23 protein-coding genes are annotated in these 23,554 nt (G+C 41.8%); 11 read left to right on the top strand and 12 right to left on the bottom strand.

What is annotated here, in order from left to right:
- Positions 1-9 precede the first annotated feature (9 nt).
- From LBQ60_14030 to LBQ60_14020, 3 genes are all read left to right on the top strand, one after another.
- Positions 10-702, top strand: coding sequence for a superoxide dismutase (locus LBQ60_14030; GenBank protein MDR2039038.1), 693 nt, complete (start codon positions 10-12; stop codon positions 700-702).
- Positions 703-758: 56 nt separating this feature from the next.
- Entirely contained in the window at positions 759-1,343 is a 585-nt protein-coding gene (locus tag LBQ60_14025; protein ID MDR2039037.1) for a YqgE/AlgH family protein, read from the top strand.
- Between the two features lie 151 nt (positions 1,344-1,494).
- Positions 1,495-2,475 carry a chorismate synthase gene (locus tag LBQ60_14020; protein ID MDR2039036.1) on the top strand — a complete coding sequence of 327 codons (981 nt, stop codon included), beginning with the start codon at positions 1,495-1,497 and terminating at the stop codon, positions 2,473-2,475.
- A 4-nt stretch (positions 2,476-2,479) separates the two neighbouring features.
- Here the strand turns inward: LBQ60_14020 and LBQ60_14015 are convergent, their stop codons facing one another.
- The 7 genes from LBQ60_14015 to LBQ60_13985 all read right to left on the bottom strand — a co-directional run bounded on the left by LBQ60_14015 (position 2,480) and on the right by LBQ60_13985 (position 8,349).
- Entirely contained in the window at positions 2,480-3,178 is a 699-nt protein-coding gene (locus tag LBQ60_14015; GenBank protein ID MDR2039035.1) for a PorT family protein, read from the bottom strand.
- 142 nt (positions 3,179-3,320) lie between these two features.
- Positions 3,321-3,578: a phosphopantetheine-binding protein gene (locus LBQ60_14010; GenBank protein MDR2039034.1), complete on the bottom strand. Its 258-nt coding sequence runs from the start codon at positions 3,576-3,578 to the stop codon at positions 3,321-3,323.
- A gap of 34 nt (positions 3,579-3,612) precedes the next feature.
- Positions 3,613-4,728 carry a mannose-1-phosphate guanylyltransferase gene (locus LBQ60_14005; GenBank protein ID MDR2039033.1) on the bottom strand — a complete coding sequence of 372 codons (1,116 nt, stop codon included), beginning with the start codon at positions 4,726-4,728 and terminating at the stop codon, positions 3,613-3,615.
- Positions 4,725-5,762: a UDP-glucose 4-epimerase GalE gene (gene galE, locus LBQ60_14000; protein ID MDR2039032.1), complete on the bottom strand. Its 1,038-nt coding sequence runs from the start codon at positions 5,760-5,762 to the stop codon at positions 4,725-4,727. Before galE ends, LBQ60_14005 begins: the two co-directional genes overlap by 4 nt.
- Positions 5,763-5,802: 40 nt before the next feature.
- Positions 5,803-6,408, bottom strand: a complete 606-nt coding sequence (locus LBQ60_13995) for a nicotinate-nucleotide adenylyltransferase (GenBank protein MDR2039031.1) — start codon at positions 6,406-6,408, stop codon at positions 5,803-5,805.
- Entirely contained in the window at positions 6,408-7,490 is a 1,083-nt protein-coding gene (locus LBQ60_13990) for a flippase-like domain-containing protein (protein ID MDR2039030.1), read from the bottom strand. The genes LBQ60_13995 and LBQ60_13990 overlap by 1 nt, the downstream gene beginning before the upstream one ends.
- 106 nt (positions 7,491-7,596) lie before the next feature.
- Entirely contained in the window at positions 7,597-8,349 is a 753-nt protein-coding gene (locus LBQ60_13985; GenBank protein MDR2039029.1) for a nitroreductase family protein, read from the bottom strand.
- 147 nt (positions 8,350-8,496) lie between these two features.
- Between LBQ60_13985 and LBQ60_13980 the strand changes: the two genes are divergently transcribed.
- Genes LBQ60_13980 through LBQ60_13970 form a run of 3 tightly spaced genes read left to right on the top strand, consistent with a single transcriptional unit; the run spans position 8,497 to position 10,942 of the window.
- The gene (locus LBQ60_13980; GenBank protein MDR2039028.1) at positions 8,497-9,519 is read left to right on the top strand and encodes a bifunctional oligoribonuclease/PAP phosphatase NrnA; all 1,023 of its coding nucleotides are present in this window, start codon (positions 8,497-8,499) and stop codon (positions 9,517-9,519) included.
- Positions 9,509-10,057, top strand: coding sequence for an FKBP-type peptidyl-prolyl cis-trans isomerase (locus LBQ60_13975; GenBank protein ID MDR2039027.1), 549 nt, complete (start codon positions 9,509-9,511; stop codon positions 10,055-10,057). The genes LBQ60_13980 and LBQ60_13975 overlap by 11 nt, the downstream gene beginning before the upstream one ends.
- 12 nt (positions 10,058-10,069) lie before the next feature.
- Entirely contained in the window at positions 10,070-10,942 is an 873-nt protein-coding gene (locus LBQ60_13970; protein ID MDR2039026.1) for a phosphatase PAP2 family protein, read from the top strand.
- Here LBQ60_13970 and LBQ60_13965 read toward each other — a convergent pair.
- The 3 genes from LBQ60_13965 to LBQ60_13955 all read right to left on the bottom strand — a co-directional run bounded on the left by LBQ60_13965 (position 10,937) and on the right by LBQ60_13955 (position 16,818).
- Positions 10,937-13,177 (bottom strand): hypothetical protein, encoded by a 2,241-nt coding sequence (locus LBQ60_13965; protein MDR2039025.1) that lies wholly within the window; start codon positions 13,175-13,177, stop codon positions 10,937-10,939. The genes LBQ60_13970 and LBQ60_13965 overlap by 6 nt on opposite strands.
- 11 nt (positions 13,178-13,188) lie before the next feature.
- Positions 13,189-15,936 carry a glycoside hydrolase family 78 protein gene (locus LBQ60_13960; protein ID MDR2039024.1) on the bottom strand — a complete coding sequence of 916 codons (2,748 nt, stop codon included), beginning with the start codon at positions 15,934-15,936 and terminating at the stop codon, positions 13,189-13,191.
- A gap of 231 nt (positions 15,937-16,167) precedes the next feature.
- Positions 16,168-16,818, bottom strand: a complete 651-nt coding sequence (locus LBQ60_13955; protein MDR2039023.1) for a PorT family protein — start codon at positions 16,816-16,818, stop codon at positions 16,168-16,170.
- 319 nt (positions 16,819-17,137) lie between these two features.
- Between LBQ60_13955 and LBQ60_13950 the strand changes: the two genes are divergently transcribed.
- The 3 genes from LBQ60_13950 to LBQ60_13940 all read left to right on the top strand — a co-directional run bounded on the left by LBQ60_13950 (position 17,138) and on the right by LBQ60_13940 (position 18,308).
- A complete protein-coding gene (locus tag LBQ60_13950; GenBank protein MDR2039022.1) occupies positions 17,138-17,866 on the top strand; it encodes a LysE family translocator in 729 nt (242 codons plus the stop codon).
- Between the two features lie 76 nt (positions 17,867-17,942).
- Positions 17,943-18,098, top strand: coding sequence for a hypothetical protein (locus tag LBQ60_13945; GenBank protein MDR2039021.1), 156 nt, complete (start codon positions 17,943-17,945; stop codon positions 18,096-18,098).
- A gap of 54 nt (positions 18,099-18,152) precedes the next feature.
- The gene (locus LBQ60_13940) at positions 18,153-18,308 is read left to right on the top strand and encodes a hypothetical protein (protein ID MDR2039020.1); all 156 of its coding nucleotides are present in this window, start codon (positions 18,153-18,155) and stop codon (positions 18,306-18,308) included.
- 67 nt (positions 18,309-18,375) lie between these two features.
- Here the strand turns inward: LBQ60_13940 and LBQ60_13935 are convergent, their stop codons facing one another.
- Both LBQ60_13935 and pepE read right to left on the bottom strand, forming a co-directional pair.
- Positions 18,376-19,572: a beta-ketoacyl-[acyl-carrier-protein] synthase family protein gene (locus tag LBQ60_13935; protein MDR2039019.1), complete on the bottom strand. Its 1,197-nt coding sequence runs from the start codon at positions 19,570-19,572 to the stop codon at positions 18,376-18,378.
- 40 nt (positions 19,573-19,612) lie between these two features.
- Positions 19,613-20,317 carry a dipeptidase PepE gene (gene pepE, locus LBQ60_13930; protein MDR2039018.1) on the bottom strand — a complete coding sequence of 235 codons (705 nt, stop codon included), beginning with the start codon at positions 20,315-20,317 and terminating at the stop codon, positions 19,613-19,615.
- A gap of 262 nt (positions 20,318-20,579) precedes the next feature.
- Between pepE and LBQ60_13925 the strand changes: the two genes are divergently transcribed.
- Positions 20,580-22,694 carry a S9 family peptidase gene (locus LBQ60_13925; GenBank protein ID MDR2039017.1) on the top strand — a complete coding sequence of 705 codons (2,115 nt, stop codon included), beginning with the start codon at positions 20,580-20,582 and terminating at the stop codon, positions 22,692-22,694.
- A gap of 35 nt (positions 22,695-22,729) precedes the next feature.
- Positions 22,730-23,554 (top strand): S41 family peptidase (locus LBQ60_13920; protein ID MDR2039016.1); only part of this gene is annotated, 825 nt, incomplete at its 3' end.

The raw sequence follows: 23,554 nt of genomic DNA, 5'->3' as shown, positions 1-23,554 counted from the left end.
TTTTAAGTCATGAAAAAACATTTTCGTAGAAACAATGCTTTACCGGTACAATGTGTATTAATTTGTTTTGCTCTTTCGGCAGAAGGCAAAGCACCCAGTTTCACACAACCTGCCTTACCCTATGCCTATAATGCATTGGAACCTTATGTTGATGCGATGACAATGGAAATTCATTATTCCCGGCATCATGCGGCGTATACCAAAAATTTCAACGATGCATTGCAGGCATTAACCACTTCTGTTCCATCAAATATTGAAGATATATTCAAAAATATCTCGAAATACCCAATGGCAGTCCGCAATAACGGCGGTGGCTATTATAACCATATCTTATTCTGGGAATCCATGGCTCCGAATGCAGGTGGTGAACCGACAGGAAAACTGGCCGATGCTATCAAACGGGACTTTGGATCGTTCGATGCATTTAAAGAACAATTCGCTAAGGCGGCATCTACACGTTTCGGATCGGGTTGGGCCTGGCTTATTTCCAACAAAGGGAAATTATCCATTACCTCTACGCCCAATCAAGACAATCCTTTAATGGATATTGCCGAAGAAAAAGGAACACCCATTTTTTGTATTGATGTATGGGAACATGCTTATTACCTGAAATATCAGAATAAACGTCCCGATTACATACAGGCTTTCTGGAATGTAGCTAACTGGAAAGGAGTTGAAGCAAAATACGCAAAAACCCTGTAATAAGCAGATATACTTTTGCACAAATTTTGCTGGTATAATCGGGTAATATTATGCTTATGAACAATATTATCGACTGGCTGAATTTATCTTATAACAATGTTCTTCCGAAAAAAGGAAAAGTATTGGTATCGCAACCATTTTTACTGGATGGTTGTTTCAAAAGGTCGGTAGTATTGTTAACGGAATACTCCGAAGAGGGTACCATTGGTTTTGTACTGAATAAACCCCTGAACATCACGATAGGTGATATGATGGAAGATTTTCCGTCTCCGGAATCGGCATTATCCATCGGAGGATCCGTAAAAACAGATACATTGCATTATCTGCACACCATGGAGCATATACCTGATGCCATTGAAATAATGAATGGTATTTATTGGGGCGGTAATATTGAAGTAATAAAGAAACTTCTTTCATTGTCCATCATGAAACGTGAGGACATTCGTTTTTTCCTAGGATATTCAGGTTGGAGCGGAGGCCAGTTGGAGGACGAATTAGAAAATAATTCCTGGCTGGTAGGTAATATCAATTCAAAATACATCATCAATCCATCCCAGGAAATGTGGAAAGACTCCGTGATCAATATGGGGTCCCAATATAAAGTCTGGACTACTTTGCCGGAAAACCCGGCTTTTAATTAAATATCATCTATACAAAAAAGGAGTTGATTTCTCAACTCCTTTTTTGTATTTCATCAACCCAGAAGTCTTTTCTCAAATATACCGGCTTCAATATATTCTGCCAATTCTGAATAAAAGTGTATTTTTGGCATTTATTACAATATCATATATCATGAATTCTTTCGGAAGGATATTTCGGGTAAGTATTTTTGGAGAATCTCACGGCCCATGTACCGGAGTTTGTATCGACGGGTGTCCTCCGGGAATTGCGTTGTCGGAGTCTGATTTTGAAAATGACCTCGGCAGGCGGCGCAGCGGAAGAAAAGGGACAACTCCCCGGATTGAAACCGATCTACCTAAATTATTGAGTGGCGTTTTTAACGGATATACTACCGGGGCACCTATTCTGATCATCATTGAGAATTCCGATACCCGTTCCAAAGATTATTCATTGTTCAGCGAAATTCCACGGCCCGGACATGCCGATTTTGTCGCCGGAGTAAAATACAAAGGACATACCGATTATCGCGGAAGCGGCCATTTTTCCGGACGGATCACAGCCGGACTGGTGACAGCCGGAGTCCTGGCAAAAAAAATACTAACTCCGGTGATCATAAGGTCCCAGATCCTGGAAATCGGTGGAAGTAAGAATTGGGAAGGTATTATTGATAAATGCATCGATGAACAGGATTCTGTAGGTGGTATCATTGAATGTACGGTCGATTCTGTTCCGGTCGGATGGGGAGAACCGTTTTTTGATAGTACTGAATCGATCATTTCTCATATGATATTTTCCATCCCCGCCACCAAAGGAATAGAGTTCGGATCAGGATTTGGTGCAGCCCGCATGCATGGAAGCGAACATAATGACACTTTTGTTCATTCTTCGGGACAGACAAAAACCAATCATGCCGGCGGAATCAATGGAGGAATTACCAATGGAAATCCGATTGTGTTCCGTGTTGCGGTAAAACCAACGTCTTCTATTGCCCGCCCGCAAAAAACCATCAATATAAAATCCGGAGAACCGGCTATTCTTGAAACTCCCGGACGTCATGATGCATGTATTGTACTTCGTATACCTCCTGTTATAGAAGCAGCAACGGCAATTGCTTTAGCCGACCTGATGATGGTCAGTAAAGCATTCCAATAATGCCTTATTCTATATAAATAGATAGCAGGTATACCGAGGAGCGTAATTTCTGTACTGCGTTCTGGTATTCCGGACGAGGTGTGGTCCTCTCTTTAAGGACATTGAACATGCCCCACGAACCACGTAATTCAATGGATAATTTAAAATACGGCAGATAAAAATCAAAGCCTCCTCCAAATTCATAGCAAAGGTCGTTTAATTTCATATCCATATATATTCCATCATCCTCACGGTATTTTTTGGCCAGGTCAAAACGAGGATTCATACCTCCCACTAAAAAGCCCCGGTAATTATTGACTCTTTTTGATTTGTATTTAAGTAAGAGCGGAAGCTCTATATAACTGGATTCTAATCGTTGTTTATCGCCATAGGCCTCATCATTCCGGTAAAACATCAATTCCCGCTGCCCAAAAGCTACTCCCGGCAAAAACCGCAATTCCAGATTATCCGTAAGCCTAAGTGCTGAAACTGCCTGGATATGAAAACCAGGAGAAAGTTTGGTTACATTGCTCAGTAAAGAATCTGTCTCATAATTTTCCTGTGAATGAGTAATAGTAAAATCCATTACATTCAACCCCAGGCAAAATCCAAAATGAATGACCCGCCCGTCATGTTGCTGGTAATTTAATACCTTTTTTTTCTGCTGGGCTTCAGTGCCGACACAAAAAAAGGAAAAAAGTAATATTAAAAAAACACCTCTCAATTTACTCGCTACGCTAACCGGATTTGTATTGGAAACGATATTTCAACTACATTATTGTGCGTATTAAGTAATCCCAATAAATTAATGTCATACTTAATACACGTAATCAACTTGTTCAATATGGCTTAACTGCACAGGGTACTTAATTCTTATGTTGCTCAATATAATCAGCCAAAGATTTTACCGAATAAAAAATACTTTTTCCTTCGCTTGGGTTTTCAATACGTATTCCGTAATTTTTTTCCAACAAAAGAATGATCTCCAACGCATCTATCGAATCAAGTCCAAGACCATCGCCAAACAAAGGAGCATCGGTTTCTATATCATCCGGGGTGATATCCTCCAGGTTCAATGTTTCAATCAATTGTTTTTTTAAAGATAGTATTAAATGATTATCCATATTTGATATAAACGATTATGTGAATAATTAGCAGCTAAATATATGTGTCTCCCTTTTCCATTTTGACATTATTAACGAAATCCTTGATCCGCTGCTCATCCTCCTTTTTGCAGACCAATAACACATCATCGGTTTGAACAACAATCATATCCTCCAACCCCTGTAAAACTGCCAGTTTATGCGGATGAATATTTATTTCACAATCTTTCGTATCATACAAAAAAACATTGTTCCCGACCACTGCATTCCGGTTTTTATCTTTTGACTGGTTGGCATATAAAGAACCCCATGTTCCAATATCCGACCATCCGAAGTCTGCACACAACACATATACATTGTCTGCTTTTTCCATAATTGCATAGTCGATGGATATGCTTTTACTCTGGGCATAAATATCGCGGACTGCTTCCAACTCCTTCTCTGTTCCCAATAAATCGATCTTATTCTGGAAAAGCGTATTGAGTCCTGACATATGTATGTCAAATGCCTGCATGATAGATGGTAACGACCAGAAAAACATTCCGGAATTCCAGAAAAATTCACCACTTTCAAAAAAGATCTTGGCCATTTCCAACTCTGGTTTTTCCGTAAATGTTTTTACTTTTTTCAGTGAGGTACTGGGTAATTTTATTTCAGTGGCATCATTTGATATCTGGATATAACCATATCCCGTATCAGGACGACTCGGTTTAATCCCGATAGTCAGGAGAACATCATTCTTAGCAATAAAATCGATCCCTTTCTGGGCAATACGGAGAAATTCCATTTCATTGGTCACCAGATGATCAGAAGGAGTGACAATGATATTGGCATTAGGATTTTCTTTCAGTATCCTGAAGTTGGCATATGCAATACACGGAGCGGTATTCTTACGCATCGGTTCAAGCAACACCTGCTTTTCATCGATCTCAAGCAACTCAATGGTGGTATCCTTATAGAGTTCATTGGTAACAACAATAATATTTTCCCTGGGAACGATATTGCTGAATCTGTCAAAAGTCTGCTGGATCAGCGTTTTCCCTACACCTAAAATATCCAGGAATTGTTTGGGCTTATTCATCCGGCTCAACGGCCAGAAACGGCTTCCTACCCCACCGGCCATGATCACGCAATAATTATTGGGATTGACTTCTATTGGTTTCTGTTTCATTTCCAACCTCCGCTTTCTTTATAATATTTTTCCCAATTCCATGCCGAAAGCAATGTATCCTCTAATGTACTCTGGGCTTTCCAGCCTAAAACATTATTGGCGTAAGTCGTATCTGCCCAGACTTGTTCGGTATCACCGGGACGACGGTCTACGATTTTATAATTTAATTTTACCCCGGCCACTTTCTCAAATGTATGGATCAACTCCAGTACCGAGACACCCTTTCCGGTACCCAGGTTAAACATTTCCATTTTGGCGCCGCTCTTATTCTCAATCAGTCTTCTGACAGCTATCACATGCGCTTTTGCAAGGTCTACCACATGGATATAGTCCCTGATACAGGAACCGTCAGGAGTGTTATAATCGTCACCAAAAACACTGAGTTGTTCCCGGACCCCAATGGCTGTCTGGGTGATAAAAGGCACCAGATTGCTGGGAACACCAACGGGTAATTCACCGATCAATGCTGAAGGATGTGCTCCTATGGGGTTAAAATAACGCAAAGCAATGCTTTTAATTTTATCAGAAACGGCTACTGTATCATGGATGATCTCTTCCGAGATCTGCTTGGTATTCCCGTAAGGGGATGTAGCTGCCTGTACAGGCGCCTTTTCCGTAACAGGTAGATGTTCCGGTTGCCCATAGACAGTACAGGAAGATGAAAATACAAAATTCCCGATACCATATTGAGGCATCAGTTCCAGAATATTCAACAAAGAAACAAGGTTATTGTGGTAATATTTTAAAGGTTGCGCCACCGATTCACCAACCGCTTTATAGGCTGCAAAGTGAATAATTGCATCGATCCCGGCATGTTTTTTCAAAACCGATTCCAACTTTCCCTTATCACAAAGATCTATATTTTCAAATTCAGGCCGCTTACCTGTAATTTTTTCAATTCCATCCAGCGAACCCATCCTGGAATTCGATAAATTATCGATAATCACTACTTCGTAACCGTCATTGATCAGCTCCACCACAGTATGTGACCCGATATAGCCGGTACCGCCTGTTACCAATACTTTATTCATTATTATCCTTTATTTTAATATATAACATAAATAACATAAGATTCTATTTTTGACCTTCATCAGTCGGCGAAGGTAGGCATTTTTCATAAAAATGCATCTCCTTTATGTATTGATACACTTTCCCCGGAAGAAGAAACGGGATATCTTTTCCATCAGCAATCGCCCGGCGAATGAGTGTTGATGAGATATCCATCAACGGAGCATCTACCATTGTAACATTTTTAGCGCGCTCTATCAAATGTGCGGTTCCTGTCCGGGGATAAATGTACCGATGATAATTTTCAATGATGAGCTCGCTGTTTTTCCATTTATGAAAAGATTCCAGATTATCGGATCCCATAATGATAGAAAACCGGTTACCGGGATATTTTTCTGATAATCGAACAAGCGTATCAATCGTATATGAGGGTTTGGGCATCTTGAACTCAATATTACTCGCTTTATATTCAGGATGGCCTTCAATCGACAAGTTCACCAGATATAACCGGTCTGATTCCGACAAAAGAGCCTGTCTCTTTTTAAAGGGGTTATGTGGAGTGATCACAAACCATAACTGATCCATTTCCGTGTAAGCCAACATATAATTCGCAATCACCAAATGTCCGATATGTATGGGGTTGAACGAACCGAAAAACAAACCAATATTCATTATTTGGACTTTGCTTTTTTTGTGAATTTATCATTGATCCATTTGGGAACAATCAATGCTCCTAACACCAAATAAGGATAATAACTGATCAAACGCCATATCAGAGCCAGGGCAATAGCCACCGAACCAGCTATGGCCGCATCACTTACCGGAATAAGATCACCCAGGTACCGGGTGAAAATATATTCGGCAAATCCACTGCCTCCGGGCGTTGGCGCGATCAACTGCATGATCCACATCACCAGTTGTCGTGCAAAAATAAGAAAATGTTGTCCGAACTGAGGCAATACAAAAAATGCCAGAAGGATCATATTTACGACCCAATAACGGGATGTCCATGAAAAAAAAGTAGCACCGAATGCTTTCAGCCAGAATGAAAACGGCTTACGTCTTAATTCTTTTGAGCTCTCTATTATTTCATATCCTGCTTCATTGATGTTGTGTTTCCAGCGCTTTAAAAAGGGTAACCGGAATATCTGTAATAGGAGCCATTTTAAGCCTCGCGGATTAACGAACAGACCATAACTGACAATCAGGGTATAAATAAATTTTGCAGAATAACCGATTAAAGCAAACCAAAAAAACTCATTCAAAAATGAACCACTGTGATCGCCGATAGAAAACAATGTCTCTACATTCACGATCAACAATAATAAGGGGAACATAATAATGAAATACAGTTCATCCAAAAATGAAGTGGCAAGTACCACTGCAGAACTACGTCCCAAACTTATACCTTCCTTGTTTACAAAAAGAATAGCAACACTGGTTCCGCCGATGGCCGAAGGTGTTACTGCAGAAGTAAACTCCCATAACATGATCACCCGGAATGCCTGTCTCCAGGTTAATTGATTATTGGTCAATACCCTGATACGTATCATATACCCGAAATCACGACAAAGCATCAGGATAGCTGCTAAAAATAAAAATACCACTATCCGCCAGGTAAAGGACATGCTATCAAATGCCTTGGGGTCAAATTCACGGTAAAACATAAATGCAACCACCCCTAACCCGATTAAGATCGGAAGAACGATTCTTGAAGCCTTAATACTGTTAAACGGACTTGAGGATTCAGCCATGCGAGTAAATTTTGGGCGTAAAAATACAGAAATTCGCCCATGCGATGACAAAAAAACAATTATTTTTCACTAAAACAGATCGATTTTAGGAGATACTAATATTTCATTAAAGAAAACCCTGTTGTTTCATTACATTTAGATAGGCTGCCGAGGCTCCTTCATTATCCTTTCTGGTATAACGATTTTCTGTAAATACCTGCGCCAAAGTTTCTTTTCCATTTATTTCCAATAGTTTCCCGGTTTGTTCGGCACCCTCCAGATCCGAATAAAGCCGGTCTATATCTTCATTGTTATAATCATGGTAGGTCTCTTTATGTACCACAGCTTCCAGGGAAAGACGACCGGTTAATGGAGGTGTTTCATCCGGATAACCCACCACCAATGTGGTAACAGGGATCACTCCTTCCGGAAGATGTAATAAATCGACGATTTTATCCGCATTATAAGTAGTAGTACCCAGGTAACAAATTCCCAGCCCAAATGATTCAGCAGCCAAAGCTACATTCTGTGAGGCAAGGACCACATCAATCGTTGCATTACAGAACCAAAGGAGATTATCATATCCCGGATCCGCCTTACGGGCGCGGCACCATTTACTGAAACGGTTAATATCCGCGCAGAAAGTGATCAATACCGGTGCCTGCAACACCATATTCTGCTTGAAATGAACCTCCCAAAGTTTTTTCTTCAACGCTTCGTCCTGGGTAACGATCATACTGTATACCTGCATATTTCCGGTATTCGAAGCACAAATACCTGCTTCCAGTATCCGGTTAAGTACATCCTCGGGTATCGATTTCGATGAATATTTACGTATGGAACGATGGGAAGATATTTGTTCCTTTATGTCCTGATGCATGATAAGTAAATTTGATTGATAAAATTATGAACAAAAGTACTGTTTTTTTAAAAACTTGACTTTGTTCAATCGGATAATATGGCTACTTTCGCAACAAATGTTTTAACGTGAATTATTCATAAACACCTGATTACAAAAATCATTACATTGAAACAAAAATATCATTCTTCTATCCTTCAGTTAAAAGAAGAATTATCTATTCCCAGAAAAATAGTCATTACTACTCATCAGGGACCGGATGGAGATGCGATGGGTTCATCCCTGGCATTGTTCCATTTCCTGAAAAAACAATCACATGATGTCTCTGTAATTACGCCTAATGATTACCCTGATTTCCTGCATTGGTTACCAGCAAATAATGAGGTGATCAATTACATGCGCCAAAAAAAAACAGCTGAAACCCTGATTAAAAATGCGACCCATATTTTCCATCTGGATTATAATCATATCCAACGCAGTGCTGATATGGTACGCTCATTGACAAAATCAAAGGCTACCAGAATATTGATCGACCACCATCTGGCTCCCGGATTACCGGCCAAGTATATATTCTCGGAAATTGATGTAAGTTCTACCTGCGAATTACTCTATTTCATCATGATGCAATGGGATCCCGAAGCTATTGACAAGGATATTGCAACATGCATTTATACCGGGATAATGACTGATACCGGTAGCTTTTGCTTCCGGAGCGCCAGTGCACAAACATTCATCGTTGCGTCCGAACTAATGAATAAGGAAATCAACAGGTCCAAAATTTATGAAAATGTATATGATAATTATTCGGAAAGCCGTATGCGCCTGATGGGATATTGCCTGAACAACAAGATGGAAGTATTTCCCGAATACCATACCGCATTGATAAGTTTAAATATGCAGGAACAGCTAGATTATAATTTTCAGGTAGGGGATTCGGAAGGGTTTGTCAATCTCCCGTTATCCGTTGAAGGGGTCCGCTTCACTGCTTTTTTTCTTGAAAAAGAAGACAAAATAAAAATATCGTTCCGGTCTAAAGGAAATTTTTCCACCAATGATTTTTCCAGGGCCCATTTTAATGGTGGAGGACATATCAATGCTGCCGGTGGAGAAATAAAAATGTCTTTAGAAGAAACCATCCGAAAATTCCGGGATCTATTACCATTGTATAAAAAACAATTAGATGAAGAATAGATATCTGATATTATATGTACTGATATTGCTCTTTACTTGTTCCTGCCGGCGCTATCATACGCAGCAACAGGCCCAGAATGATATTACGTCCGGACATAAAGAAAAAGAGGTTCTATTACAGATCAACGAAAAACTGGTAGAAAAAGATGCGGAAGAAATAAGGGCATATGCTGAAAAAAAGGGATGGAAGATGAGAACAACCCAATCCGGCCTGTGGTATATGATCTATCAACATGGCTCCGGAGAAAAGGCAGCCAAAGGTAAGGACGTAGAATTAAACTATACCTTATCACTGTTGGACAGTGTGGTTTGCTACACTTCGGAAAAATCCGGCCCGAAAAAATTTAAAATAGGCCAGGGTGGCCCGGAGGGTCCGGTGGAAGCCGGTTTGGAAGAAGGGGTGCTTTTAATGCGTACAGGTGATAAGGCCAGATTGATCATGCCTCCCCATCTGGCTCACGGACTTACCGGAGATGAAAACTGTATCCCGCGCAGGGCGACTATCGTCTATGACATAGAATTACTCAATGTAAAATAGTATAACATATTCATGAGAAATATAAAATTATTACCTGTTGAAAAAGCCACTATTGCCTACATCATTATCACCACTATATATTTACTCTTATTTATCGGAAAATTAGATAGCCCATGGATCTATTTCGGAATCCGGGTAGGAGTAACTTTAGCTATCCTCCTGTTGGCATGGCTGGAAAAGGATAAATTTAATCCGGTGGTTTCCTTCATCCGCTATGTTTTCCCTTTCGCCTTATTAAGTTACTGGTATCCGGAGACATATTACTATAACGAATTTATATTCCCTAATCTGGATAGTTACTTCATTGCTGCCGATCAGGCATTATTCGGCTGCCAGCCAAGCCTGGAATTCAGTAAATGGTTACCACAGGCCTGGTTCAGCGAACTGATGTATTTCGGATATTTCTCATATTACTTTATCTTTTTCGGGACGGCACTCTGGTGTTACATATACAAAAAGGAAATTGCCAATAAAGCTGTTTTCATGTTTGTCTGTTCTTTCTACTTCTATTATGTCGTATTTATCATCCTTCCTGTTGTGGGACCGCAATTTTACTATTCTCCCCCTGTCAGTGAAGTTCCGGACGGCTATCTGTTTTCCAGGATCATGCGTTTCCTTCAGGCTACGGGAGAAAAACCTACAGGAGCATTCCCGAGTTCACATGTTGGTATCACTTTTACCGTGATTATTTTCATGTACCGGTATTGCAGGCATCTGTTAAAATACGCCTTACCCTTATTTTTTATTTTGGTTCTCTCTACCGTGTACATCAAAGCCCATTATGTGATCGACGTGATCGGAGGCTTTATTTCGGCTGCTTTATTCTACCCCATGGTCAGATGGATCTACGGAAAATTTGACGTCAAGTCGCATCAGGCATCATAATGCGACCAGCTTCAATCCGGTATTGTTTTTGATATCTACGGTATATCCGTCAGGAACGGAAAGTTGATAGTTCAATCTTTTCCCTTTCTTTTCCCATTGCATAGAGATCTGCTGGTCTCCGACAGGAACGGTTCCTTTACAGGTCTTCACATCCGTATCATTAAAAACAACGTTTAATTGTTTCTTTTGAGAATCAATATAATTAAGACCCAACATATCCCGGTAGAATACATGAGCTACATGTGATGCAAACCCATGATTACAACTGGCTACCGTTGTGGTATTTTCCCATAAAGTCCCGGTAATATTGGCCATGTACAGATATTCATCAATAGATTCATTCAATAATTGCCTTACCTGCCCGTAACGGGATAACATTTCCAGGCGAAGGTAGTTACCGATAAATGCATTGGATGGATATATTTCTTCATAGGCTTTGGTTGTTTTACGTTTTGGCCCGAAATCATTCAGCAATATTTTCCATAATCCGGGATGTGACTCAGGAGTGGCTATTCCTAAAAAGAATGCATAATACTGGCAGGTCTCAGTGCGGTCATTCTTCCGTAGTACCAGTTTTCCGATTTCACGGACAGCATGATCGATGAAAAAGGTCCCGTCAAATGATTGTTTACGGATTACCTCCCGGATCTTTTCCGCTTTACTGACCAATGCCGGCTGCTGGTATAATTTTCCGGCTACCTCAAGTGTTTTGGCATACAACATATTGGTAGGATAATTCACATCCTGTACAAACTCATTGGCTTTCGACCATTCTACGAATATCCATTTTTCAAGTTTTTCCAATAACCCGTCTTCATTTTCATACCGTTTGAAATAATCCAGCAGGGCCATCACTTTCGGCTGCAGATCCCTGATCATCTGCTGGTTTCCGCTACGTTGCCGGTATTCTTCCAGTTCAAGTACAAACCACATGGCCCAGTTCGGAATAAAATTTCCGTTCGAATGGTCCGAAGGATAACACATTTGTAACATACCATCAGGAATATACCTCATTTTATCGGGCAACAGGTAATTTTCCAGAAAATTGGTTTCGATCAGTGTGTTCCCGGATAAATTAAAGGCAACCCGTGCAGTAAAATAGCTGTCACACAACCACCCGGCGCGTTCCCGTTGCGGACAATCCATAAAAATATCCAATGCATTCTGCTTGAACGTTTCCACAGCCGCTTCATATATTTTATTCAGCTTTTCATCGTTACAGGAAAAAGATGCCCGTGAAACATCCGAATTCACATACTGGCGAATAAAGAAATCACTTACCGCACAATCTCCTTCGGTTTGTACTTTCAAATATTGCAATGTATAAGGTTCAAACGATTCCAAAACATACTTTCCAGGTTGCAGTTCATAGGTAATAACACTGTTACACCCCAGCCTGCGAATATTTACATCGCCTTCCATCAATATCTCATCCCAGGTAAAAGTTACTCTCGAAGGTTTATTCACCTGAACGCTGGCACCGATAAACCCGGTGGTATTACATTCAAATTTATAAATACCATCAGATACAGCTTCCGTATAACGACGGACGGTATAATCCGGATATTTTACCCTGCGGCCAATCAGGTTTTTGGTTTCTGTACGTTCCAGGTGAGTCCTGTTAAATTCAGCTTTCAAATCGGTGGTCCATGCATTGTAACCTGCCGAGAATTTATATGCTTCCATATGTGGACGTTGAAAGCTGTATTTCGGGACATCTTGCACCCGTTGATTCATTACAGCAGCTTCAAAAAGAGGTATCGATTCGCCGGTAACAGGATACCGGGAATCGGTTGCTGCCAACACCTTGCTACCTGATGTGATCTCTGCCTGTAAGAAAGATGGCTGATTCAACAGGTAATAGTTATCAATATTATATCCGGCTACCTCAATAGCAATAATGTTATCACCCGGCTGCAGTAATTTGCTGATATTATGCTCATCTACACGATAATAACCGAATCCGGCAACACAAGGCCCATGTCCCAGGAACTGGCCATTAACGAAAGCCCGGTAGTCAGACGATGCCGTGAGACGAAGCAGTACATCCGAAGCATTATTCCCCGGTATTACCGCCCGAAAGCTGACTGTCAGATTTTTCTCCACCTGCCGGCCGCCAGCCCATACCGGAACAGCTTTCAAAAAGCTCTCTTCCTGTATCTGCGCGTAGGATAATGTATTTAAATTCGAAATGAGTAAGGTTAGAACGATCAATTTTTGAAAAAAACAATTCATAAAGCTTAATTTTATTGTATTACTTTAAAATTATAATCCCCCGAACCAACTTCAAATACGGCATAATCACCATCCATCTTCAGATATTTTACACCTTTAGCGGATGATGCCTTCTGCCCGCTTTCCGTCACTTTCCCCTTATCGGATGCCGGAATGTACACCACGGCTGAAGTATTCCCCGGAATGGTAATTTCCCATTCGAAATGATCATTATTCTTTCGCCATGCGCTCTTGATAGGTCCCCTTACCGAATGGTAAGAAGCCGAAACATGGTTCAACCCGGCAATTGGGTAGGGCTTCATCCTGATCTTCTCAAATCCGACACCAGAGGGCGCATTCTGTATTCCTGCCAGGTATTCATAAAACCAAACGATTACATCACCCAACAACATCACATGATTGGCTGAATTCATCGCCGGATCTGCGGTATCTCCGTTCCACAACTCCCAGATAGTGGTTGCTCCTTTCTCAATCATATATCCCCAACTTGGATAATCCCGGTTGGTCGCTATTTTTAAAGCAATATCCGGACGCCCGTAATCGGATAACCCGCGCATCAGCCATTGGATACCTACCAAACCGGTACTGACATGCCCGTTAAAATCACCCATCGTCTTATCCACAATGTTTTTGAAAACGGCATCCTCGTATCCTTCGGGAACCATTCCGTAACATAACGATAACAGATTAGCGGTAACGGTATTGTTGCTGTATTGTGCCTTTTCATTATTGAAAAATTTCTCATTATAGGCATTTTTCACGACAACTGCCTGTTCGGCAAATGATCTGGCGTCTTCCGTTTTACCCTGTAAAGTGGCGAAACGTTCCAATAGATACAACATACGAAAATAGAAAGTAGTTCCCAAAACAGCAGCATCCGTCTTCCTCGCAGGATCCTTAGAATGGATCAGTTCGGGCAATTCCGGCGGCATACACCAATCGCCGTACCTATCTTTCGTCATAATATGGTCCACCATATATTTATCCCGCATGTAATCCAACCATTTTTTCATGGATGCATAGTGTTTGATAATGGGTTCCATATTACCATACTGTTCATACAACATATTGGCAATGATCAGGTAAGCACCCGGCCAGGTCATATTATCCGAATAAATACTCCAGAAATTAGGTGCCACATCTGAAATACTTCCTTCTTCCTTCTGGCATTCTTCAATATCCTTTAACCATTTCGCATATAACATGTTGTTGTCAAAGATAAAGCTTTCACCGTGCGACCCTACCGCCCGGTCACCCAGCCATCCCATGCGTTCGTCCCGTTGCGGACAGTCTGTAGGCATACCGCGGTAGTTTCCCCTTATCCCCCAATAGGCATTTTTATAAATCTGATTAAGGGTAGGATCGGAAGTTTCGAAATGTCCGGCCAGCTCCATTTCATCATACACCACCTGTCCTTCAAAATCGTTGATTGTAGGTTTTCCCGGAAATCCGGTTATTTCCACGAATCTGAATCCATGGTATGTGAAAGAAGGTTCCCAGACCTCTGTTCCATCTCCCTTCAAAATATATTTATCCGTTACTAAAGCACCGCGAAGATTTGCCATATAAAGTGTTCCATCTTCTTTTACCAACTCGGCAAAACGCAGCTGCACCTGATCTCCTTTCTTTCCTTTTACTTTCATCCGGAGCCATCCTACCATATTCTGTCCCATATCCATAATGAACAGGCCCGGTTTTACTTCCGTAATACCCACCGGACGAATGGTCTCCATGACCCTGATGTTTTTATTCAATTGTGCTTCTATTTTTCCTCCGGGCGCAACCACCAATTCGGGTTTCAGCCATTGGCCGTCATCGAATCCGGGTGTATTCCATCCGGACATTTCCATCCGGGCATCGTATTCTTCGCCGTCGAATTCATTGTTGCTACGAATCGGCCCATTGACCGTCACCTTCCAATTATCATTACTCACAATCATTTGCTTATCACCGTCTTCATACGTGATTTCCAGCTGGAAAAGCATTTTCGGAAATCCGAAATGACGCATCCCATGCTGACGCATAGCGAAATAGCGTCCGTTACCCAGGATAACCCCAACGGCATTTTCCCCATTGTTCAATAATTGGGTCACATCAAATACGTTATATTTTACCGACTTTGTGTAATCCGTAGGTGTAGGGGATAATACCTGGTCACCGATCCTGTGACCATTCATATAAGCCTCATAAAGTCCCAGACCGGAGATATATAATGTTGCTTCCCGTATCTTTTTATTAACGGGAAACTCCTTACGAAAATAACGGGCAGAAAGACGGGTATTACCCTCTGTCCTGTCTCCCGGAAAAGCCTTATCCAATCCGATCCATTGCGCTTTCCAATCCGTCTGATGTAATAACCCCATGGTCCACGATGCCGGTTCACTCCATTCTGACATACCTTTATTAGTGCTTACTTTTACTTTCCAATAGCAGGTCATTCCGCTTTCCAACTCTTTCCCGCCATAAGTGATGCCCAAAGTTGATCCGGATTTTACCTTACGGGAATCCCATAAGTCCCCTTCGCCGGCATTCAGCTTCTCCATAGAGGAAGCGACCAGTATATGATAATCTTTTTGCCTGACGGCTCTTTCATTACTTTGTACTTCCCAACTTAAACGTGGTGAAAGATAATCGATCCCCCGGGGATTGACCAGGTACTCGCAACGAAGACGGGCCACATCAATATCCGCATCCTCGGAACAGGCTGTCAGCAAACAAAACGAACAAAATAACAGAATGGTACAGTAGGTATTTTTCATGGTTGAAAATATTTAATGAAACACATCTAACAAAGAAAATTAAAAAAAATAGATATCGTGGTATCCGGCCACGACAAAATCTACGCAACCGATTGCATAATAAATGTTTGGATTCAGGTATTTGTTGTTGAACGAATACAACCTTCCGATCAGGTCGAAAAGAGTGATAACCAGTCTTTTTACGGGTTAATTAAGTATTAATAGTCTTATCTGACCGTAATTTTCTTTTTCTCAGAAACGGATCTCAAAAGTAAAATTCACCTGATGTGCTGAAGATTTCAACTTGTAATATTCATCTAACTCACTCACTGTACTTCCCATTAATTTATAACCTGCGCCCACAGAGAACAATTTTCCTATGTCCCATATGAGTCCGATGTTTGCACCAAAATTAAAAGATGCATGGGTATCGGAAAATGCTTTCGGGGCATCATCCACAACAGGTTTATACCTATCACGTGTTATCAGCCAGGTAACCCCGATCACCGGACCTACACGCAGATGAAATCTTTTTGTAAAATCAAATACATAATTCCACGAAGCTAAAAGAGGAACTGCTGTATACTTCCGAATAACCACTCCATCATTAAACGTTTCGCTTTTACCTGTATTCTGATCTGTTTTGGTATATGAAAAATAAGCCGTCGTATCACCTGAATGACCGCTAACGCCAATTTCAAGTGCCAGAAAACTTCGTGGCGAGACATAGACTCCGGCATTTAACGAACCGCCGATCAAAAACATCGCTTCTTCCTGAGAAGGAAGGATATATAAAATAGGTAAATTGAGTTCAACAATTGCTTTTCTTTTTGGATCATCCTCTGCTCTAACAATAGAACTAACCGACAGAAATAATGCAGCAAGACAGAATATATTTTTCATATTCAAATAAGATTTAATGCTTAAAACGAACATAAATTACCTCAAAATAGCCAAATCAAGCACTGAAAATAGCCGTCAAAATGTTGGACAATACTTAAACAAACTACAATAATACAAAATTATAAGATTTCTGTTTATTTTTTGAGGAACACTTCTAAAAAAATCAGGAATTTCATTTTAACTCTGAGAAAAAATTCCGGCGCCCATTCGTATTTTTACGAATAAATAGCAAAAAAAACATCCATTTTATGGAGACATATCCTGTTTTTCTTTCGGTGATATAAAATTATTGTGTCAGGAAATGGCTTTCTTCATAAAAATGCTTAATTTTGATGAAGAAATTAACAATGGTAATTTTGATCCGGTGAAATTTCTTGTATTTATTGACCAAATAACATTATCTCTTTTTTTTACAGAAAACTTTCTGGTTTTATGTAAAGGTATCCTCATCGGTTTTGTGGAATCCATTCCACCGGGAGCAATTGCTGTACTTTGCATTCAAAGAACTTTATGTAAAAGCCGTAGATCCGGATTTGTTTCGGGATTAGGCGCCGCTACCGCAGATACTGTTTATGCCGTTATTGCGGCATTTTTCCTGGGAATTGTCTTGCCGTTCATGGATAAATACCTCGCTATACTCAAGATTGTCTGCGGAATAGGCATCATGATCCTGGGTATTAGCATTTTCCGGAAAAATCCGGTTGTTCAGATCAAACAAAACCGTTCCAATAAAGAGAACCTGTGGAGCGATTATTTATCCGGGTTCCTGGTTACATTGGCAAACCCCGTCTTATTTTTGATTTTCATTGCGTTATTTGCCGTCTTAGGTGTTGACCAGGAAGGGATCAATAGTTTCCAGGGGGCCTGGTTAGTGGGAGGCGTGACTATCGGTGCTGTCTTCTGGTGGTTTCTGCTTACTTCTGGTGTAGCCATCTTCCGCAAAAATTTCCGTCCACGTTATATGTTGTACCTGAATTGGATATCAGGCACATTGATTGTTTTTCTGGGATTAGGCATCATCATCAGTATCGTAACCGATGTGCTATAATGCTTGCCGATTATATGGGATTTATCCGGATGACTGAAATTAAAATAAAGAATGGATCACTAATCAACCATAGAAGATGAAATTAGAACACGTCGCTATTTGGACCCATCAGCTGGAATCGTTGAAAGATTACTACGTAAGATTTTTCAACGGACGATCCAATCAAAAATACATCAATCCGGTAACGCAATTCGAAAGTTACTTCATTACATTTATTCGGGAGCAAGATTAGAATTGATGAGTATCCCCGGACTGACGTGATCATTCGGGATACCAACGGAAGGGGTTGATTCATATTGCTTTTGAAGTAAGCTCCAGGACCGGAGTCGATGCCAGGGCAAAAGAATTCATGGATGCGGGATTACCCATCCTGAAAGGTCAAAGGGGGACGGATATGATGAATTTGAGACATCTGATCCAGACAATAATAAAATCGAAGTGACCACATCCGGTTTAAAGTAATCACCTAAAAGATCCATCATCCCTTCTTTATAAGTCTTTGGATCTGATCAGACAGAAAAAACCAGGGAAGAACAATTGCCTCCGAATCCGAACGAATTAGACAACACATGATGGACCGGAAATGATGTCGATAAAGCTTTTTCCGGTGCGATCCGGAGATCATGCATGGGATAGGCAAAATTCAGGTTTGGATAAATAAGTCCGTGCTTGAGTGATAATACAGATAAAACAGCTTCAATGCCACCTGCAGCACCCAAGGTATGCCCGGTAAAGGCTTTTGTGGAACTGAACCGCGGAACAGACTCCTGAAAAAGACGTTCTATGGCACGACCTTCCGAAAGATCATTATTAGGAGTTCCGGTTCCGTGTACATTGATATAAGCGATCTGTTCCGGAGATAAGGTACTTTGTTCCAACGCCTTTTTCATAGCCAGGAAAGGTCCGTTCCCTTCCGGTGAAGAGGCTGTCTGATGAAAAGCATCATTGACATTGCCATACCCGGACAAGCGGCAATAAGGCTGTTTCCCTTTTCGCATCAGGGCCTGTTCGCTTTCCATAACAATGTATCCGGCACCTTCTCCAAGGTTCAACCCGCTCCGGGTGTCATCAAAAGGGCGGCACGGATCGGGATCCAATATCATCAGGGAGCGGAAACCATTGATGGTAAAAAGGGTCAGCGCATCTGTTCCTCCTGCAATGACTCTCTCTGTGTATCCCTGCCTGATCAGCCCGGCGCCAAACATGATGGCATTGGCCGCTGAAGAACAAGCCGTACTGATGGTTGTAGCCATAGGGTTCAATCCATGATAAGCGGCTATTTTCCCGGTACTGTCTCCACCATCGTGTGAGATGATGTTCCGTAATCTCGTTTTTCTCTCATTTTCTTTCATTTGCCGGTAATAACCTTCGCTTAAATCCATTCCACCGACAGAAGTAGAAGATACAAGTACCGTATCTCTCTTTTCTTCAACTGTGACACCGGCATCTTTTAGCGCTTCTCCGGTAGCCATCATCCCCAATAAAGCCGTACGCGAAAACACGTTTTTCTCGGGTAAGCCAAGTAATTCCTGTAATGCGATATTACTCCGTTTCACTTCCGAAACAGGCACAGTATCCTGATGAACGGAATCGAAAAGGGTCAAACGCCCTATTCCGGTCTTTCCTTCACGGATGGATGCAATTGTTTCTCCGGTATTCATACCGATACCGGAGACTATACCGATGCCTGTCACATATATATTCATGTTTTCACAAGAATAAAAAAATCCGGGTGATGATCATCCGTTACAGCAAAAATGAGAAATCGGCCGAAGCATCAAGCTCCTCCGGCTGCCTGTCCTTTTTAAAGACACTTGCCGTCCTGTCTCCGATCAGGCTCAACTTCCTGTTTTCATACCAAAGCATGGTAGATTCCCTTAAACCAAGCACATAGATATCCGGATTGATTTCTATGAACTCCATGATCCGGTCCTCACGGGTTTCTCCGCCATGACCTTCAGGATGGAAGTCGGTATAATGGGGATTGATCTGGAATGGAAGCAAATTGAGCGTATCAAAGCTGATGGGGTGTATAATGGGCATATCATTGGTAGTACGCAAGGTCGGGCATGCCACATTACTTCCGGCACTCCACCCGATATAAGGGGTTCCCGACAACGCTTTCTTCCGGATAGGATCCATCAAACCGTTATGATGTAACATCTGTACTAATTTCCAGGTATTCCCCCCGCCGATGACGATGGCTTCGGCCATTTCTATGGCTTTTACCGGATCGTCAAAGCGATGGATCCCCTTTACATGATGGCCCAGTTCGGAAAAACGGGCTTCTACCTTACTTTCATACTCATCATATGAAAAACGGACTGCAGCATATGGAATGAATACAGTAGTGACTGATTGATCCCCAAGGAATTTTTTTATTTGCTGTTTGGGATAATCCAGGTAAGGTTCCCCGGGATTGGTCGAATTGCTGATCAACAAAAGTTTCATCTGTACAAAATTATTTTAAAGGTCAGATAGAATATGCCATGTTCATTTTCGATGGGTGTATAAAATTTGTACATGGCTATTTCATAATGGTATTGTTTATGGTTCGGATATGCAAGTTCAAATAACAATTTGATAGGGCGAATGTACTATTTTTCCATGTAATCCGCAAACATGAAAAAGCCCTTACCGGGCATATGAATCAATAAGAAATGTTATATTTGCAGATGATCAACCAAGTCTTCTGATTTTAAAATATACCGTCATGAAATTCCTTATCCGACACATCCTTTTTATTACATTTTTACTACTTTTGGTATCCGGCTGTAAGCCAAAACCTGAAAAACCGGCGGAAAAACAACCCGTAGTTATTTCAGAACAACCCGAACCACTGACGGACAAAGAAATAGCCAATAAGCGGCTGACACCCGAAATTTTATGGAAATTCGGCAGACTAGGTGAATTCAGTGTATCTCCGGACGGAAAGAAAATCGTATATACGGTTACCCGTTACCAACTATCCGAAAACAAAGGCCGTACCACCATCTGGATGATCCATACAAACGGAGGCGAGCCGATGTGCCTGACAGCTGATGTTCCCCAAAGCTGCTTTCATCCACGTTGGCATCCTTCCGGAGAAAGGGTTACGTTCCTCACTTCTGTCTCTGGTAGTACGCAGATATGGGACATGAACCCAAATGGTACGCTTAAGCGGCAGGTATCCTACATCGAAGGCGGTATCAACGGGTTTGAATACAGTCCGAAGGGAGATGCCGTGATGTTCCTGAAAAACGTGTCGCTGGGAAAGAGTCCGAAAGAGCTGTATCCCGATCTTCCCCAAAGCAATGCCATTATATCTGATGACCTGATGTACCGGCATTGGGACAGTTGGACGGACTATACCGTCAGCCATATCTGGATAGGACATATCGAAGAAGGCGTATTACGCAATGGACATGATATCATGGACGGAGAGCCTTTTGATGCTCCCATGTCCCCGTATTTCGATGAAAATGAAATATGCTGGAGCCCGGATGGAAGGTATATTGCCTATACTTGCAAAAAGCTGACTGGAAAAGAATATGCCCTCAGTACCAACTCCGACATCTACTTATTTGATCTCGAAGACGGAACCACGAAAAATATCACGGATGGCATGCCCGGATACGACAAATATCCTGTTTTTTCTCCCGACGGGAATATGATCGCCTTCCAGAGCATGGCTACGCCGGGTTATGAGTCGGATAAAGAACGGCTGATGATTTACCACTTATCATCGGGAAAAACAGAAGACCTGACAGCACGGTATGGTAATAATGCTTCCGACTTCATATGGACGCCGGACAGCAAACATCTGCGTTTCATTAGCGGCGTAAGGGCTACTTACCAGATCTATTCCGTAGATATCGCATCAAAGGCCATCAAGCCGATCACGAAAGGTAAACACAACTACAACAGTATATCGTTGGCCGGAGAGGAAATCGTGGGAAGTAAAACTACCATGAACATGGCATCCGAATTATTCTGTGTCGATCCACAGACAGGTGCCGAACGCCAGCTGACCTTCATCAATAAGAACATCTATGATGCTTTACGACTGGGAGAAGTAAAAGAACGGACCGTCAAAACATCCGACGGTAAGGATATGCTGGTATGGGTGGTTTATCCACCGGATTTCGATCCTAAAAAGAAATACCCGACCCTGTTGTATTGTCAGGGCGGTCCCCAGAATGCAGTCAGCCATTCTTTTTCCTACCGGTGGAACATGCCCTTAATGGCGGCCAACGATTATATCATTGTGGCACCCAACCGGCGTGGCGTTCCTACGTTCGGACAAGAATGGAACAGGCAGATATCGGGAGATTATGGCGGACAAAATATGCGGGATTACCTGAGTGCCATTGATGATGTAAAAAAAGAACCATATGTGGATGAAAACCGGTTAGGTGCAGTAGGTGCAAGCTATGGCGGATTTTCCGTTTTCTGGCTGGCCGGCCATCATGAAAAACGGTTCAAGGCTTTGATCGCCCATTGTGGAATGTTCAACTTTGAAAGCCAGTATGGAACCACGGAAGAATATTGGTTCGTCAATTTTGACCTGGGAGGACCCTATTGGCAAAAGCCCCGTCCGAAAAGCTATGATTTCTCTCCCCACCTGTCCGTCGACAAATGGGATGCACCGATCCTGGTGATCCACGGCGCCAAAGATTTCCGGGTTCCTTATTCGGAAGGATTACAGGCTTTCCATGCGGCCCAGTTAAGGGGAGTTCCCAGCCGTTTACTGGTTTTTCCGGAAGAAGGCCATTGGATACTCAAACCCCAGAACTCCATTTTATGGCAACGGGAATTTTTCGGCTGGCTGGACAAATGGCTGAAATAAGCACTATAAAAATCCCGGAAATAACAATGGTTTAAATGAAAAAAATTGCCTTATATGGTTTATTCATCCTGTGCACCTCATGTACAGGTATTTTCATGGATGAACAGAAAGACAATACACCCAGGAATAATTTCGACCTGTTGTGGCAGATTTTTGATGAACGCTATTGTTTCTTCGAAGAAAAAAATATCGACTGGGACAGTATTTATCAGGTATATTCCGGACTGATCCAAAACATATCTACCAATAACAGGCGGTCATCGCAACAAATGTTTGATATCATGGCGCAAATGTTAATGGAGCTGGAGGACGGACATGTCAGTATCTCTAACAAAACGGAAACGCGCACTTTTAACGGATGGTATACCCCGTATCCGGACAATTGCGACGAGGGTATCATCTTGAGATACCTGAACAGGCGTACTGTTTTTCTGGAAAACGACATCAGTTTCACTCACCTTCCGGAATCTATTGGCTATATCCGGATCCCTTCATTTTCCGACAAGACCAACAGGGTTCTTTTTGATGAAGCTTTGAACGAGTTTTCATCCTGTAAAGGAGTCATCATCGATGTACGGAACAACGGCGGAGGTATCGTATCTGAAACTTACACCCTGGCTTCCAGGTTTGTACAACATAAAACACTGGTAGGATATATGCGGTATAAAAACGGAACAGGACATCATGATTTCAGCAAGTATTACGAACGCTATATCGAGCCCGAAGGATCTGCTCATTTTCACGGAAAAGTGGCCGTTCTCACCAACAGAAGGGTGTATAGCGCCGCCAACCTCTTTGTGTCTATCATGAAATGTCTCCCCCAGGTACAGATCATCGGGGACCATACCGGTGGAGGCGGG

This window comes from Bacteroidales bacterium (genome assembly GCA_031275285.1).
In the GTDB taxonomy this organism is placed as follows: Bacteria; Bacteroidota; Bacteroidia; order Bacteroidales; family UBA4181; genus JAIRLS01.
The sequence above is the reverse complement of the archived record's forward strand: the minus strand, read 5'-3'. Positions and strand labels throughout refer to the sequence as shown.